Genomic DNA, 14818 nt, shown 5'->3' on the forward strand with positions numbered 1-14818 from the left:
TAAAATTAATGATTGATTGTATCTTGAAGAAATTCTGTTGCTTGATGTTCTGAAACATTCTGTACGAGCGCAACTTCACTAATAACCATTTTACGCGCATTATCTAGCATTTGTTTTTCGCTCGCATTTAATGCTCTTTCTTTATTGCGACGAAGTAAATCACGAACAACTTCTGCACTATCTTGAAGATTGCCGTTCTTCATTTTTTCCATATTCATTGTATATCTTTGTTTCCAAGAGAGTGAGGGGTCTGATTCCCCATGATGAAATTCAAGAAGTATACCATCTAACGTACCTTTATCGACGATATAACGTATACCTGATTTTTGTAATTGATTTATCGGAAGCATTACTTGCATATCTTTACTAATGATGCGTATAACACAATATTGACGCGTAGTGCCTAATATTTCTTTCTCTTCAATTGCTTCGATGATTCCTGCACCGTGCATTGGATAAACGATTTTATCACCAATTTGAAACAAATCATCCACCTCCGTATGTGGTAACTACTTTTAATGATAACATACTAGGATAAAAATGTCAAATTTTATATAATATCATATCTGATATACTGTAGTCAATATATAAAAGTCGTTTTTTTTGCTCTTATAAGTTGAATAAATAGGGGGAATTTTTTTAGAAAAATAGTACAGGCGCAGAAAGAGGACATATCCACTTATTTTTAAGCATAAAATATAAAATCGCTAATACAATATACCTAAATCCGTTCTTTGCAAGGGAGGGAGAGAAGGTGGGGCGCACAATTAGAATTGATATTACAAATAAAGTTGTAGCCAAATTTAGGCAAGATTATTTGGAATTATATACGAGTAAGTTTATGATAGGTAAGTTTTATGTCTATACTGAAGATAAACAATATGTGTTAGAAGACGGATATATATATGAAGATGGAAAGTTTTATCGCATCATAGATACGCACCGTGGCAATAAACAAGCGGCGGAGGGCTGCGATCTAGGATGGTGTTAACATGATTCGTGTGAAAGTGTTTGATGAAAGTCATGAAAAAGACTTAGAAGACGCTGTAAATGTATTTTTGAAAAAAATTGATGATGGAAATTTTGTAGATATAAAGTATCAAGTTGGTGTTTCAATTAACGATGATGAAAATCAAATTTATTGTTTTTCAGCAATGATCGTTTATAAAGCATAAAAAAGAGCTGGGTGAGCCAGCTCTTTTTTATGCTTTATGTTGGGACAACATGTGTCGGTAATACGTTCATAATAGATTGAGTTGTGCCTAATTTCTTTGTCGCTAAAAGAGGCGCCCCTGTTTCATGGTTTTGGGCATCTGTACACATACCAAGGTGATAACGATCACCTAAAAATGGATCAATATAAAAACCGTTTTTAAAAACTTTATCATTCGGGTGTTTTTCATGGTGAATTTCAGAACAGTTAATGCAATAGAACATAGCTTTCATCTCCTTTTTATTTTGTTTAAAAAAGTGGGGAGGTAGTCATTTCGCTCCTAAGGAAATGTTGAGGAGAAGAGAAATAACTACCTACCCAAATGGCGGGCATACTCCTTCTGATTTTTACATATCTCGTGTATTGTCCCCGAGGGAAGGAGGAGAGACGAAGTACAGATGAGATAAGTTAGGCGCTTCTCTCAATAGGAGTGATAGAGTTTCGTATTGAGGGAATTTTCTATTTTTCATTGCCTTTGTGAGTATATTATGAAGGAATGGTGAGAGGGTGTTTGTCCTGTTGAAAAAATGTTGAGAATTTCTCAACAGTGAAAAAGAGTCTTTCTTGACATGAAACCAAAAGGTGTTATATTGTTAATATGAAACTAAAAGGTGTTATATTTTAATGCCGAATAAAGGAGATATAAAATGGAACAACAAAATACATTAAATGATATTAAACAAACAATCGTTTTTAACGCGCCTATTCAAAAAGTATGGAATGTAGTATCGACTGCAGAAGGAATTGCGTCATGGTTTATGCCAAATGATTTCGAATTGGCGGTAGGACATGAGTTTCATGTGCAATCACCTTTCGGACCATCACCATGTAAAGTGTTAGAGATTGATGAGCCGAATTATTTATCTTTCTCATGGGACACAGATGGCTGGGTTGTTTCATTTAATTTGAAAGACCTAGGAGATAATAAAACAGAATTTACGTTAATTCACGGTGGCTGGAAACATCCTGATGAAATCCTTCCGAAAGCGAATGCGAAGAGCTCTATTATTCGCGATAGAATGAATGGTGGCTGGGTAGCGATTGTAAATGAAAAACTGAAAAAGGTTGTCGAAGGTTAAGTGTCCTCGTCAGCAGCGAAATATGATGTATTTCAAGCAATTGCTGATCCAACCCGCCGAGAAGTGTTACGGTTATTAAGTGATAAAGAGTTACCAATTTCAAAAATAACGGATCATTTTCCGATGAGCCGTACTGCAGTTGTAAAGCACCTTCATATTCTTTCAGAAGCGAATTTAGTGAGTGGAAGAAAGAGTGGAAGAGAGAAGATATATCGTTTGCACCCAGAACCATTAGAGGAATTACAGCAGTGGCTCTCGTACTATGAACGATTTTGGGATAATAAATTGTCCGTGCTTAAACATATTGTGGAGAATGAAGAGTAGATTTTATGCAAAAAGGATGACCAAAATGGTCATCCTTTTTTTATTGTTCACTTGTTTGTTTAGCTGGCTTTAATAGGATCCAAGCGATAATTAATGTGAATACCGCTAATACGAAAGTGCTCATATAAATGACGTGTACACTTGATGCTAATGCGGATTGTGACTCGGTTGCTACGTTTGCTGTAGCCCCTCCATGTCCGCCAGAAGAAACAAGATCAAGGTTTTTAATGCCACGTGCATGAATCATCGTATTGAAGATCGTTCCGAAGATTGCAGCTCCTAGTGTTTGACTAAATGTATTAATAAATGTATTTAAACCAACTGCCGTTCCGCGCGTATGGGCCGGTACAGCTGCTTGAATTGTTACCATGTAAATTGGTGTAACAAGCCCCATTCCTAAGCCGAATAATCCGACTGCAACATAAATAAGGAATGATGGTGAATCTGTGGATAATGTAAATAATAAGAAAGTAGCAACTGATAAAATGCTAGCTCCAAGTAAAATAATTTGTTTCGTTTGTAACTTGCCAACTAAGTTGCCGGAGAACATAGCACCGAATGTCCACATAACAGGAATCGGCATTAAAATGAGTCCAGCCTCTGTCGCATTTTTTCCTAAAACACCTTGGCTCCAAATTGGAAGATACACTGTAATACTAATAATCATTGCGCCAGCAATAAGTGTTAGTATGTTTATTGTAGATAATGTACGGTTAGAGAAAAGTGCTAGCGGAATTAATGGTTCCGGAGACTTTTTCTCGATGTATAAGAAAATAATGAATGAAACAGCGGCAAAGATTAATAGGCCGATAATTGAAATGTCTCCCCAGTTTTGCTTACTGCTACCTGTTAATAATGCGTATAGTAAAGCAATTGTACTTAATGAGAAAACTGTCGCACCAAGATAGTCGATATGTTGCTTAGCGGCGGACTTAACAGATTCCTTATAAGAAGTGGCAAACATTAAGCAAGCGATAATTCCAAAAGGAACGTTTAAGAAGAAAATATAGCGCCAAGAAAGAGAATCAACTAAAAATCCACCTACTAGCGGCCCAATAACACCAGATACACCCCAAACTGCACTCATCCAGCCTTGTGCTTTCGCGCGGTCTTTCGCTTCGCTATATAGGTCTCCAATAATCGTCATTGTGATCGGCATAACAGCACCAGCCCCTATACCTTGAAGAGCACGGAAGAAGATTAATTGTTCCATTGATGTAACGACTCCGCAAAGTGCAGAACCGATTAAGAAGATTGTTGCTCCGATGAGCAGAACTTTTTTACGGCCGAATAAATCAGCTAGCTTTCCGTATATTGGAGTCGAAACAGCTGTTGCAAGCATATAGATTGCATATACCCAACTAACAAGTTCGACACCTGACAAATCACTCGTTATACGAGGGATCGCTGTACTAACAATCGTTCCTTCTACAGCAGAAAGAAACGTCATTAGCATTAAAGACATCATGACTTTTTTTCTCATTTGTTTTCCCCTTACCCTTTTTCGAATATTCAACAATATAAAATATAAAGGTACTAAGGTATATAAAGCAACAAAAAAGCAATGGGAAGTTAGGAGGAAGGGATATTTTTGAAGAAACGGTCGATATATTTAAAGTATCGCCAATATAATTTCGTGTACTGCTTTGCTATTTCAACATACTAAAAAAAGAAACAGGAGTCCCTGTTTCTTTTTTTAGTATTGCATTTTCGCATTTTGTCCTGCTGTTGTTCCGGCAATTCGGCCAGTAACAAGGGCAGATGTAATGTTATAGCCGCCAGTATAACCGTGAATATCAAGAACTTCTCCGCAGAAGTATAAACCATTCGTGAATTTCGAAGCCATTTCTTTCGGGTTAATTTCTTTAACGGATACCCCTCCGCCAGTAACGAATGCTTTTTCAATTGACTGCGTACCATTTACATGGACGGTAAATTCTTTAAAGTCTTTCACAAGTGCGCGAATCTTCTCATGAGAAACTTGTCCAGCTTGTTCGCTACCGTCAATTTCATTTTTTTCTAATAAGAATAGGAAGTAACGTTCAGGAACATAGCCTTTTAAAACGTTTTTAATTCCTTTTTTCGGATCTTCTTTCATTTGTTTCAGCATGCGCTGGAACAGTTGCTCACTATTTTCTTCTGGCAATGCATCGATACTCATGTGCACTGTGTTCGTTTTAAACTTTTTCATCGCTTTCACAACGAATTGGCTACAGCGAAGAGCAGCAGGACCAGATAGGCCGAAGTGAGTGAAAAGCATGTCCATTTTATGAGAAATGATAACTTTTCCTTTTGGGTTTAATACACTTAAGTTTACATCTCGTAAAGCAAGACCTTGTAATGTGCGGTCACGAATAAACGGTTCGTTTGAAAGAATTGGTACTTCTGTTGGGAAAAGTTCTGTAATTGTATGCCCAGCTTTTTCAGCCCAAGCGTATCCGTCTCCAGTAGAACCCGTTTGAGGAACAGATTTTCCGCCAACAGCGATAACGACGTGATTCGTTTCTAACACTTCACCTGTTTGCAGAATAACAGCCTTCGTTTGACCGTTTTCATACTCAATCGTTTCGACAGGCGTATTCGTACGTATTTTCACACCTAAGTCTTTTAATCGTGTTAACAGTGCATCTACAACAGATTGCGCTTTATTTGATACTGGGAACATGCGGCCATGGTCCTCTTCTTTCAGTTGTACACCGAGATTTTCGAAGAATGTAATAATATCTTCATTACTGAAAATAGAAAAAGCACTGTATAAGAAGCGACCATTTCCAGGTATATGTTTAACGATTTCATCAAGTGGTAGACGGTTCGTTACGTTACAACGACCACCACCAGAAATCGCAAGTTTACGTCCTAGTTTATTTCCTTTATCAAGAAGTAAGACGCTTGCGCCTTCTTCAGCAGCACCGATTGCAGCCATTAGCCCTGAAGGACCGCCGCCGATGACAATAACATCATAATGCATAATATATCGACCTCATTTTCTACATTTCCTGCCTAAAAGAATAGCATGTTTTCCCTTAAAAGAAAAATAGAGTGAAGTACTGCTTAAGAGGAGAATTGTGGTACAATACAAAAGTTAGAGTTCAGCATTATCGTGCTATTTATGGGCAATAAGACTACTACCTTAAGATTTTGGAGAAGTAAAGAGGGAGTTAAAAAGGTCCGTAAATGCTCGAATGATTAGTAGGAGGGGAGTCTCCCACTAATTATAGTTTCACTTTATCCCGCATTAACGGGCAGTAAAACTCCCACCTCAAAATTCGGCTAGAGCAAAGAAGTTAGGTGGGAGATAAACTGCCCGTAAAAGCCCGATTAGTTCAACTAATAATCAGTGGGGGATGAACAAAACCCCCACTAATTATAGTTTCACTTTATGTAGATGTAGGAGGATTTTTGTATGTCCGATTCAAAATTTCTGCGCGGAACGCTTATTGTGACGTTAGGGACATTTTTAGTAAAGTTCTTAGGCATGATTTACGTTTTTCCGTTTCATGCATTAGTAGGCACAGAAGGCGGAACGCTCTATACATATGGATACATTCCATATACGATATTTTTAAGTATCGCAACGGCAGGAGTGCCGCTTGCTGTTTCTAAGTTTGTTTCCAAATATAATGCACTTGGAGATTATAAAACGAGCCGGAGAATGTTCCGCTCGGGAATGGTTATGATGATAGTAACAGGAGTTCTTTCCTTCTTAGTACTGTACATGACCGCACCATTATTTGCAGAAGCAATGCTTGGTAAACAAAGTTTACAAAATAAGGTAGAAGAAGTTACGACGATTATTCGCCTCGTAAGTTTTGCGCTTATTGTTGTGCCGGCAGCAAGTTTGATTCGTGGTTATTTCCAAGGCCACCAATCGATGGGACCGACTACGGTTTCACAAATTATTGAGCAAATTATTCGTATCGTCTTTTTATTAGCGGGTAGTTTCATCGTTATTAAAGTACTTGGCGGTACAGTAGCAACGGCAGTTGGGGTTGCGACATTCGCTGCGTTCGTTTCAGCAGTTGGAGCACTTGGCGTATTAATTTGGTACTGGTTAAAACGTAAAAAATATTTGGATCAATATTTAATTGAGCAAACTGTACCAGAATCGACGGTAAGTACCGCTCAATTGTTTAAAGAGTTGTTTGCATATGCAATCCCTTACGTTGTAATTGGATTAACAATTCCTTTATATCAACAAATTGATACATTGACATTTAACTCTATTATGCAGGCGATTGGTCAAGGAGATATCGCAGAGCGAGCACTCGGTATTTTCACGATGTGGACGCATAAATTAATTATGATTCCAGTATCACTTGCAACAGCGTTTAGTTTAACGCTCGTGCCAGCGATTACAAAGTCGTTTACTGAAAAGCAATACCGTTATTTGAAATTACAAATTACACAAACATTCCAGGCGAATATGTTTTTAACATTGCCAGCAGTTGTAGGTATTTCTACACTTGCATATCCGATTTACACTGCTTTCTACGATTCAGACCCACTAGGTGGACAAGTATTAATGTGGTATGCGCCAGTTGCATTGTTATTCGCTTTATTCACAGTAACAGCAGCAATTCTGCAAGGGATTAACCAGCAGAAACATGCGATTGTTGCGCTTGTGATGGGTGTTATTTTGAAATTTGCATGTAACGTAATCTTTATTCGTTATTTCGGTACAGTTGGGGCGATTTTGGCTACTGCAGTCGGCTTCTTAGCTTCCGTATGGTATACGAATAGACAAATTAAAAAACACGCACACTATTCATTTGGTGTTGTATATAAGAGAACATTCCAAATTGCAGTCTTAACACTTGTAATGGTTATTGCTGTAAAACTATCACAATGGCTTCTATCCTTCATGATTTCGCCTGATGGCCGTATTGGTGCTCTTATTACAGTTGCGATTTGTGCAGGTATTGGTGGTCTTGTTTACGGATTGTTAGCGATTCGCACAGGAGTACTAGAAAGAGTATTTGGCGGAGAAGCTTTAGAGAAAATCCAGCGTAAACTTGGTAGTAGATTCAAAATAAAGTTGAAATCAAAAGGGGCGTAAATACGTCCCCTTTTCTATGATAAATAAAGAAGGTGAAGAACATGAGATTAGATAAATTATTAGCGAATATGGGACACGGAAGTAGAAAAGAAGTAAAGAAATTACTGAAAGACGGCGTTGTGAAGATTGATGGAACGCCAGTGAAAGATGCGAAGTTTCATGTGAATGTAGAAGAGCAAGAGGTTATGATTCACGGTGAAGTTGTGGAATATAAAGAGTTTGTTTATTTAATGATGCATAAACCACAAGGTGTTATTTCAGCGACAGAAGATGATAACCACGAAACAGTAATAGATTTATTAGAATTAGAAGATGCGATTTTCGATCCATTCCCTGTTGGAAGGCTCGATATTGATACAGAAGGTTTCTTATTAATCACAAATGATGGGAAGTTAACGCATCAACTATTATCTCCGAAAAAGCATGTGCCGAAAAAATATTATGCACACATTTCAGGTGTTGTAACGGAAGAGGATGTAATAGAATTCGCTAAAGGTGTAATTTTAGAAGATGGCTATGAAACGAAGCCAGGCGAACTTACAATTTTAAAAAGTGATGATATTTCTGAGATTGAACTCGTTATTACAGAAGGAAAATTCCATCAAGTGAAGCGTATGTTTGAAGCGGTAGGGAAAAAAGTAGTTTATTTAAAGAGAACAGAGATGGGACCTTTAATGTTAGATGAAGAGTTAGAACTTGGGCAATATCGTGAATTAACAGATGAAGAAGTAGAAATGTTAAAGACGTATCAAGTAGATAACGAAAAGTAACGCCAATTTCAGAGGATAGAAAAGACCCCTTTCTAATGAGTTAGAAAGGGGTATGTATTTATTTACATACAATTATTTTTTATTATGAGGTCATTCTCACTTTCTTTCCTGTCGTTGTCCACTTGCCGCGGCAAGGGCTATACACGAGTTCATTAAACTGCAACACATTTAGATCACGTTGTATTGTTCGCGGTGTGATCCCGAACTCATCTACAAGGTCTTTCGTTGTTACCGTACCGTTTTCATTGATGTACATATAAATCGATTTAATGCGTGTTAGCATACGAGTAGTTGTAGGTTTCAAGAGAAAACCGCTCCTCTACTAGTTTTTTTGACCCCATTCAGGAAAGAAGGTCGTTACTACCATTGTACTCTACATGATAAAATTCATGCTTTAACTTACTTAAATTTTACAAAAGTTTAACAAATATTCATATAGAAAAATATTGGTAGTTGACATTGTATGTCTGGTCAGTCAACTAACTCATAAATTTCTACGTAAAACGCCAAATTCCTGCAAATTTTTTTTAAAAAATAAAAGAAAAACTAATAAGAAATATCTGAAATATTACAATTGTCCGTTATTAGGTTTTCATGTATGGCATAAGAGATTTTCGTTTGCTATGATGAAAGAGACAATATAGTGAAGGATGGATGCGTGATGTCGACGATTAATTGGACAGAAGAAGTTACAAAACGAAAAGATGATTTAATTCGTGATACACAAAAATTTTTACAAATTAAAAGTGTATGGGAAGAAGAATCTGCGAAAGAGGGCGCACCATTTGGTGAAGGTGTAGAAAAAGCCTTATCTTTCATGTTACATAAAGGAGAAGCAGAAGGTTTCTGTTCTAAAAATTTAGAAGGATATGCAGGTCATCTTGAAATGGGACAAGGAGAAGAATTAGTAGGTATTCTTTGTCACGTTGATGTTGTACCAGAAGGAGATGGCTGGACAACTCCTGCGTATAGTGCGGATATTCGCGACGGGAAGATTTTTGCACGCGGTGCAATTGATGATAAAGGGCCGACGATGGCAGCTTATTATGCGATGAAAATCGTTAAAGAATTAGGCTTACCTCTTTCAAAACGTGTTCGTATGATTTTAGGAACAGATGAGGAAAGTAATTGGAAGTGTGTAGATCATTATTTTAAAAATGAAGAAATGCCAACAATCGGTTTTGCGCCGGATGCAGATTTTCCGATTATTAATGCGGAAAAAGGAATTTCTGACATACAAGTTGTGCAAAGTGGTGGCGAAGAGAAAGAAGGCACATTTAAGCTGATTTCATTTGAGTCAGGTCGTCGTTTAAATATGGTTCCTGATTTTGCAGAAGCAGTTATTACAGGAGAAGATGTAAATACACTTACAGTAGCATATGAAGAGTATTTACAAACTGCTAAAAAAATAGGTAAAGCAATTGTAGAAGGAAAGACGGTGACGTTGCAAATCAAAGGGATTTCAGCTCACGGATCTACTCCGGAAAAGGGAGAAAATGCAGGTTTATTATTGGTAAACTTCTTAACGAAAGTTTCTCTTGATGGAAAAGGGGCTTCATTTGCCTCGTTTGTAACAGAAACATTTACAGGTGATATTATGGGAGAAAAAGCTGGTATTTCTTATAAAGACGATATTAGCGGGCCGTTAACAGTGAATGTTGGTCGCCTGTCTTACTCGCAAGAAAACGGTGGTAATTTAGGATTAAATGTACGCTATCCAGTTACAACTAACTTTGAAGAAACGATTGCAAAGTTAAAAGAATATGTTGGTACTCATGGATTTGAAGTAGCGGATTATTCTAACTCTCGCCCGCATCACGTTGACAAAGATCATACGTTAATTCGTACTTTACAACGTGTATATGAAGAACAAACTGGTGAAAAAGCTGAATTGTTAGCAATTGGCGGTGGTACTTATGCTCGTTCATTGAAAGCTGGCGTTGCATTTGGCCCGTTATTCCCAGGAAAAGAAGAACTTGCGCATCAAAAAGATGAGTACATTGAAATTGAAGATTTATTAAAAGCGACAGCGATTTATGCTCAGGCAATTCATGAATTAGCGAAATAAAAGATATTTAAATAATGACCGCTCTCTACTTTAGAGGGCGGATTCTTTTTAGCTGAATGAGATAAGGAAGAAAAGCAACAATAACATAAAGGAGACGATGTAGATGGTGCCGCATTATTTTGTCGCAGTAACTTTACCACGTCATATAAAAGAAATTCTTTCTAATTATAAAGAGGAAATGAAGGATGAATTACCATTTCGCTCGTGGGTATATGAAGAAGACTATCATATTACCCTTTCATTTTTAGGAAGTGCGACAGAGGAACAGTTAGAAGGAATAAAGAATGGATTACAAACACTTACAGAAAAAACGGAATTATCGTTCACGTTACAAGGACTTTCTACATTCGGACAGGTGGACCAGCCACGTATATTTTGGGCGGGGATAAGTGATAATCAAGATTTGTTTAGTTTACAAAAGCAAGTGCATACAATTTGTGAAGAAAATGGCTTCTCTCTAGATACACGTCCTTATCATCCGCATATTACTGTTGCGCGTAAATGGGTAGGAGAAAAAGTGTTTGATCTGACAAATGTAAAAGAGTTACCTGTAACATCATTTCAAGCAGATACGATTACTTTGTATGAATCTCACGTTAAGGAAACGCCGAAGTATAAATCGATTACTGAAATAAAACTACAAAAATAGAATGTATGAAAACGTTTTTTATACAGGTGAATATACTATAGGGAATAATGTGTTACTGTATAGAGCTTCGCTGATAAGAAAATCCTTATCACTTGCAGCTCGTTTCATTTTAACTTTAAGAATGATGGTGATTTTTTATGTTGAAAGTAAAACGTCCATTTGATGCCTATTTAGATGAAATGAATAAAATTACAATTTTGCTCCCGCATGCGTATGGAACAAGCCGGACATTTCGTTTACAAGAAGGAAGCAATGTGAAAGAGTTACCGATTGTTCATACTATTGCTCTTCCAGATGCAACGAAGTATGAATGCTTTATAGAAGAGCCGATAGATGTGGGAAAGTATTATACAGTACGGGATGAACGGAATGAAGAAACAGATTTACAAATAGGCGCTGTGATTCGAACAGTAGTTTTCGATGAAAAATATTATTACGAAGGTACCGACTTAGGTGCTGTGTATACAAAAGAAGAAACAATATTTAAAGTATGGGCTCCGACTGCAAGGCTTGCGAAAGTACGGATTTATAAAAGTGATAAAGAATATATTGATTATGAAATGTACAGAGAAGAAAACGGAGTGTGGATTCATACATTACAAGGTGATCATGATGGAGCACGATATACATTCCTTGTTTGTATTAATTTAATATGGAACGAAGCGGTTGACCCTTATGCAAAGTCTGCGACGATAAATGGAAAATACGGCGTCGTTATCGATTTGGAAAAAACGAATGTGACAAAACGAGTAGAATTATCACCATTACAGTCAATGACAGATGCCATATTGTATGAACTGCATATTCGTGACGCTACTATTCACCCAAACAGTGGGGTGAATAAGAAAGGAACATATAAAGGGCTAATGGAAGAGGAGACAGTAGGGCGAAATGGGACATTAACAGGATTGTCTCATATAAAAGATTTAGGCGTTACACATGTTGAACTATTACCTTTACATTGTTTTGGTGGTATAGATGAAGTGAATCCTGCTTCCGCATATAATTGGGGCTACAATCCGTTATATTACAATATACCAACAGGATTTTATGTTACAAACCTTTCTGATCCATATAACAGGATAGTAGAGTGTAAACAACTAATTGAAACATTTCATGATCACGGCATTCGAGTGATTATAGATGTTGTATACAATCATGTTTATGAAAGAGAATTATCATCATTTGAGAAGCTTGTCCCGGGATATTATTTTCGTCATGGGGAAGACGGTATGCCTTCTAATGGGACGGGAGTTGGAAATGATATAGCATCTGAACGGAAAATGATGAGGAAATTTATTATAGAATCTGTTTTATATTGGCTTACTGAATACAATGTTGATGGATTCCGATTTGATTTAATGGGAATTTTAGATGTTGAAACGATGAATGAATTAGAAAAAGAAGTACGGAAAATAAAGCAGGATGCGCTGTTATTAGGTGAAGGATGGGATTTGCAAACACCGCTTCCTCTTGAAGAGAAAGCGACGTTAAATAATGCGAATAAAATGCCATGTATCGCACAGTTTAATGATCAATTTCGTGATGGAATAAAAGGAAGTACTTTTAATATAAATAAACGTGGCTTTGCATTTGGTGGGCATGTAGACTGTAATCATTTGCAGTATATAGTAGCTGGTAGCCTTTTAAGTATGAAAGAAACAGGATTGTTCCTAGAGCCAGTACAAAGCATCAACTATGTAGAATGTCATGACAATATGACGATGTGGGATAAACTAGTGCAAAGTAATCCAGAATCAGAAGAAATTTTGAAAAGGCGTCATCGTTTAGCAACTGCAATGGTTATTCTTTCACAAGGGATTCCTTTCTTACATGCGGGGCAAGAGTTTTATCGTACGAAGCAAGGGAACGAAAATAGCTATAATGCAAATGATGAAATTAATCAATTAGATTGGGATCAAAAAGAGAAAGAGATGGAGACCGTTAACTATATAAAAGGGTTAATTGCGATTCGCAAAGGGCATGGGGCATTCCGATTACAAAATGTAGACCTTATAAAAAAGCATATGACTTTTTTGCAAACATCTACAGAAGTACTGGCATACTACTTAGAGCATGTAGAATTATTTGGACCGTGGAAAGAGATTGTAGTTTTATTTAATAGCGGTTTGGAAGCTAAAACGGTGCAGCTTCCAAAAGAAGAAACGTGGCATGTGTTAGTAAACGAAAAGCAAGCGAAAATAGAGCCAATTTCTTCATTTAGAGGAAAGGAACTTCAATTGGCTCCAATTAGCACGTATATATTGACGATAATGTGACAAATCGCTACTTGACGATGAGAATGTAATAAATGTAGAATTGACAAAGGTGACGATTTTCATAAGTTGTCATTCTATGATTGATTTTGTAAAATAAACTAGAAGAACAGGTGATTTATCCTGTTTTCGGCTTATGCCAAGTTTTTTCATTCAAATACAGTAAAATATATGAATCCACAACATGTGTAGAAATGTTGCGGTTTTTCTTTTCATAACTATAAAAGATAAGGATTTGTTAACGGGTAATGAATATGGAATGGTTGGAACAATTATTAGGAAAAGAGTGGAGTCTTATACCGGCTGGTGGAGTAACGGGCGATGCATATATTGCGCAAAACGGACAACAAAAGTTATTTTTAAAGCGGAATACATCGCCCTTTTTAGCGGTATTGTCAGCAGAAGGAATTGTTCCAAAATTACTTTGGACAAGAAGGGTAACGAACGGTGATGTAATTTCTGCTCAAAAATGGCTTCCGGGACAGAAGTTAGAGCCAGAGGATATGAAACTAGAACGTGTTGCGAAACTTTTGAAGAAAATACACTCCTCTAAAGCGCTTGTGCAGATGATTCAAAGGCTAGGAAAGCAGCCGCTTCATGCGCAAGAGTTATTACAACAATTACAGCTCGTTTTAAGAGGAGATATAAGAGTTGATGAAACAATTCAGCAAGGTCTTCAATATTTAACGGAGTCATTAAAAGATATTGAGTACAATGAATTCGTTGTATGCCATTGTGATGTAAACCATAACAATTGGATATTGTCGGACGAAGATGAATTGTTTTTAATTGATTGGGATGGGGCTGTTATTGCTGACCCAGCTTTAGATCTTGGTATGTTATTATATTGGTATGTTCCGCGCCATGAATGGAGTGAGTGGCTCGGATATTATGAGATTGAACTAGATGAATCATTGCTTAGGCGTATGAGATGGTATGTGATAGCACAAACGATTTTATCTATGCAATGGCACACAACAAAAAAGCAGCAAGCAGAAGCTAAATATTGGCATCAATATTTACAGCAACTACTTGCTTCAGAATAATACTTAAGAAAAATTGTCCATTCCAGCAATCCACTGAGTAAGTTGTTCTTGATTATTGGAAATATGGTTGTCCAAATTAGAGGAAGATTTACCCGATTGACTATAAGAATATACATCGTTTAGCATTACTTTAGTGTCACTACTTATACTATCGTTTGCGAGTAACGATTGAATGAGTCGCTCTAATTGCTCGCATTCAGAAACTGTCCCGCAGCAATCACTTTGATGGTTGATTAAAATATCTTTTAACACTTCTAATTGATGCTGTTGATTAATTGGCATGAACGGATCATCCTTTCGAGTGTTTTTCTCTCCCTAGAAATGTAAGAGAAAAAGC

The 14818-nt window shown here is 37.0% G+C and carries 16 protein-coding genes; 10 read left to right on the forward strand and 6 right to left on the reverse strand.

Features of this window, described 5'->3' with window-relative positions; translation table 11 throughout:
- Nucleotides 1-5 precede the first annotated feature (5 nt).
- Nucleotides 6-485 (reverse strand): CarD family transcriptional regulator, encoded by a 480-nt coding sequence (locus MKX66_RS23690; protein WP_002143447.1) that lies wholly within the window; start codon nt 483-485, stop codon nt 6-8.
- Nucleotides 486-754: 269 nt separating this feature from the next.
- On the opposite strand from MKX66_RS23690, the gene MKX66_RS23695 reads away from it, so the two are divergent.
- Both MKX66_RS23695 and MKX66_RS23700 read left to right on the forward strand, forming a co-directional pair.
- Entirely contained in the window at nt 755-991 is a 237-nt protein-coding gene (locus tag MKX66_RS23695) for a DUF2553 family protein (protein WP_002089059.1), read from the forward strand.
- 1 nt (nt 992) lies between these two features.
- Nucleotides 993-1175 carry a sporulation protein Cse60 gene (locus MKX66_RS23700; protein ID WP_000621746.1) on the forward strand — a complete coding sequence of 61 codons (183 nt, stop codon included), beginning with the start codon at nt 993-995 and terminating at the stop codon, nt 1173-1175.
- Between the two features lie 34 nt (nt 1176-1209).
- On the opposite strand, the gene MKX66_RS23705 is transcribed toward MKX66_RS23700, so the two are convergent.
- A complete protein-coding gene (locus MKX66_RS23705) occupies nt 1210-1437 on the reverse strand; it encodes a DUF3973 domain-containing protein (RefSeq protein ID WP_002129470.1) in 228 nt (75 codons plus the stop codon).
- A 423-nt stretch (nt 1438-1860) separates the two neighbouring features.
- On the opposite strand from MKX66_RS23705, the gene MKX66_RS23710 reads away from it, so the two are divergent.
- Nucleotides 1861-2292 carry an SRPBCC family protein gene (locus MKX66_RS23710; protein WP_002015664.1) on the forward strand — a complete coding sequence of 144 codons (432 nt, stop codon included), beginning with the start codon at nt 1861-1863 and terminating at the stop codon, nt 2290-2292.
- Nucleotides 2293-2616, forward strand: coding sequence for an ArsR/SmtB family transcription factor (locus MKX66_RS23715; protein ID WP_002015665.1), 324 nt, complete (start codon nt 2293-2295; stop codon nt 2614-2616).
- A gap of 40 nt (nt 2617-2656) precedes the next feature.
- Here the strand turns inward: MKX66_RS23715 and MKX66_RS23720 are convergent, their stop codons facing one another.
- Both MKX66_RS23720 and MKX66_RS23725 read right to left on the reverse strand, forming a co-directional pair.
- Nucleotides 2657-4099: an MDR family MFS transporter gene (locus tag MKX66_RS23720; protein ID WP_002112346.1), complete on the reverse strand. Its 1443-nt coding sequence runs from the start codon at nt 4097-4099 to the stop codon at nt 2657-2659.
- A gap of 213 nt (nt 4100-4312) precedes the next feature.
- On the reverse strand, nt 4313-5584 hold the full coding sequence (locus tag MKX66_RS23725; RefSeq protein ID WP_002034390.1) for a BaiN/RdsA family NAD(P)/FAD-dependent oxidoreductase: 1272 nt from the start codon (nt 5582-5584) through the stop codon (nt 4313-4315).
- Between the two features lie 435 nt (nt 5585-6019).
- Between MKX66_RS23725 and MKX66_RS23730 the strand changes: the two genes are divergently transcribed.
- A complete protein-coding gene (locus tag MKX66_RS23730; RefSeq protein WP_002034389.1) occupies nt 6020-7672 on the forward strand; it encodes a putative polysaccharide biosynthesis protein in 1653 nt (550 codons plus the stop codon).
- Nucleotides 7673-7713: 41 nt separating this feature from the next.
- Complete coding sequence (locus MKX66_RS23735; RefSeq protein WP_002034388.1) at nt 7714-8442, forward strand: pseudouridine synthase; 729 nt, start codon at nt 7714-7716, stop codon at nt 8440-8442.
- An 82-nt stretch (nt 8443-8524) separates the two neighbouring features.
- On the opposite strand, the gene MKX66_RS23740 is transcribed toward MKX66_RS23735, so the two are convergent.
- Nucleotides 8525-8746 carry a DeoR family transcriptional regulator gene (locus MKX66_RS23740; protein ID WP_000805512.1) on the reverse strand — a complete coding sequence of 74 codons (222 nt, stop codon included), beginning with the start codon at nt 8744-8746 and terminating at the stop codon, nt 8525-8527.
- Nucleotides 8747-9103: 357 nt separating this feature from the next.
- Here MKX66_RS23740 and pepV point away from each other — a divergent pair, with 357 nt between their 5' ends.
- The 4 genes from pepV to MKX66_RS23760 all read left to right on the forward strand — a co-directional run bounded on the left by pepV (nt 9104) and on the right by MKX66_RS23760 (nt 14481).
- Nucleotides 9104-10510: a dipeptidase PepV gene (gene pepV / locus MKX66_RS23745; protein WP_002034386.1), complete on the forward strand. Its 1407-nt coding sequence runs from the start codon at nt 9104-9106 to the stop codon at nt 10508-10510.
- A 103-nt stretch (nt 10511-10613) separates the two neighbouring features.
- Nucleotides 10614-11159 (forward strand): RNA 2',3'-cyclic phosphodiesterase, encoded by a 546-nt coding sequence (gene thpR, locus MKX66_RS23750; protein WP_002034385.1) that lies wholly within the window; start codon nt 10614-10616, stop codon nt 11157-11159.
- 137 nt (nt 11160-11296) lie between these two features.
- Nucleotides 11297-13438 (forward strand): type I pullulanase, encoded by a 2142-nt coding sequence (gene pulA / locus MKX66_RS23755; protein ID WP_326997184.1) that lies wholly within the window; start codon nt 11297-11299, stop codon nt 13436-13438.
- 245 nt (nt 13439-13683) lie between these two features.
- On the forward strand, nt 13684-14481 hold the full coding sequence (locus MKX66_RS23760; protein ID WP_002034382.1) for a phosphotransferase family protein: 798 nt from the start codon (nt 13684-13686) through the stop codon (nt 14479-14481).
- A 3-nt stretch (nt 14482-14484) separates the two neighbouring features.
- Here MKX66_RS23760 and MKX66_RS23765 read toward each other — a convergent pair whose 3' ends face one another.
- Complete coding sequence (locus MKX66_RS23765) at nt 14485-14763, reverse strand: YtzH-like family protein (protein ID WP_002015625.1); 279 nt, start codon at nt 14761-14763, stop codon at nt 14485-14487.
- Nucleotides 14764-14818 lie beyond the last annotated feature (55 nt).

Origin of the sequence: Bacillus sp. FSL R9-9530, from assembly GCF_038008145.1 — a bacterium.
Taxonomy (GTDB): domain Bacteria; phylum Bacillota; class Bacilli; order Bacillales; family Bacillaceae_G; genus Bacillus_A; species Bacillus_A mycoides.

What these genes read in the sequence shown, in the direction of transcription:
- MKX66_RS23710 (WP_002015664.1), top strand. Translation starts at nt 1,861, where the DNA reads ATGGAACAACAAAATACATTAAATGATATTAAACAAACAATCGTTTTT.
- MKX66_RS23705 (WP_002129470.1), bottom strand. Translation starts at nt 1,437, where the DNA reads ATGTTCTATTGCATTAACTGTTCTGAAATTCACCATGAAAAACACCCG.
- thpR (WP_002034385.1), top strand. Translation starts at nt 10,614, where the DNA reads ATGGTGCCGCATTATTTTGTCGCAGTAACTTTACCACGTCATATAAAA.
- MKX66_RS23725 (WP_002034390.1), bottom strand. Translation starts at nt 5,584, where the DNA reads ATGCATTATGATGTTATTGTCATCGGCGGCGGTCCTTCAGGGCTAATG.
- MKX66_RS23730 (WP_002034389.1), top strand. Translation starts at nt 6,020, where the DNA reads ATGTCCGATTCAAAATTTCTGCGCGGAACGCTTATTGTGACGTTAGGG.
- MKX66_RS23700 (WP_000621746.1), top strand. Translation starts at nt 993, where the DNA reads ATGATTCGTGTGAAAGTGTTTGATGAAAGTCATGAAAAAGACTTAGAA.
- pepV (WP_002034386.1), top strand. Translation starts at nt 9,104, where the DNA reads ATGTCGACGATTAATTGGACAGAAGAAGTTACAAAACGAAAAGATGAT.
- MKX66_RS23735 (WP_002034388.1), top strand. Translation starts at nt 7,714, where the DNA reads ATGAGATTAGATAAATTATTAGCGAATATGGGACACGGAAGTAGAAAA.
- MKX66_RS23765 (WP_002015625.1), bottom strand. Translation starts at nt 14,763, where the DNA reads ATGCCAATTAATCAACAGCATCAATTAGAAGTGTTAAAAGATATTTTA.
- MKX66_RS23760 (WP_002034382.1), top strand. Translation starts at nt 13,684, where the DNA reads ATGAATATGGAATGGTTGGAACAATTATTAGGAAAAGAGTGGAGTCTT.
- pulA (WP_326997184.1), top strand. Translation starts at nt 11,297, where the DNA reads ATGTTGAAAGTAAAACGTCCATTTGATGCCTATTTAGATGAAATGAAT.
- MKX66_RS23720 (WP_002112346.1), bottom strand. Translation starts at nt 4,099, where the DNA reads ATGAGAAAAAAAGTCATGATGTCTTTAATGCTAATGACGTTTCTTTCT.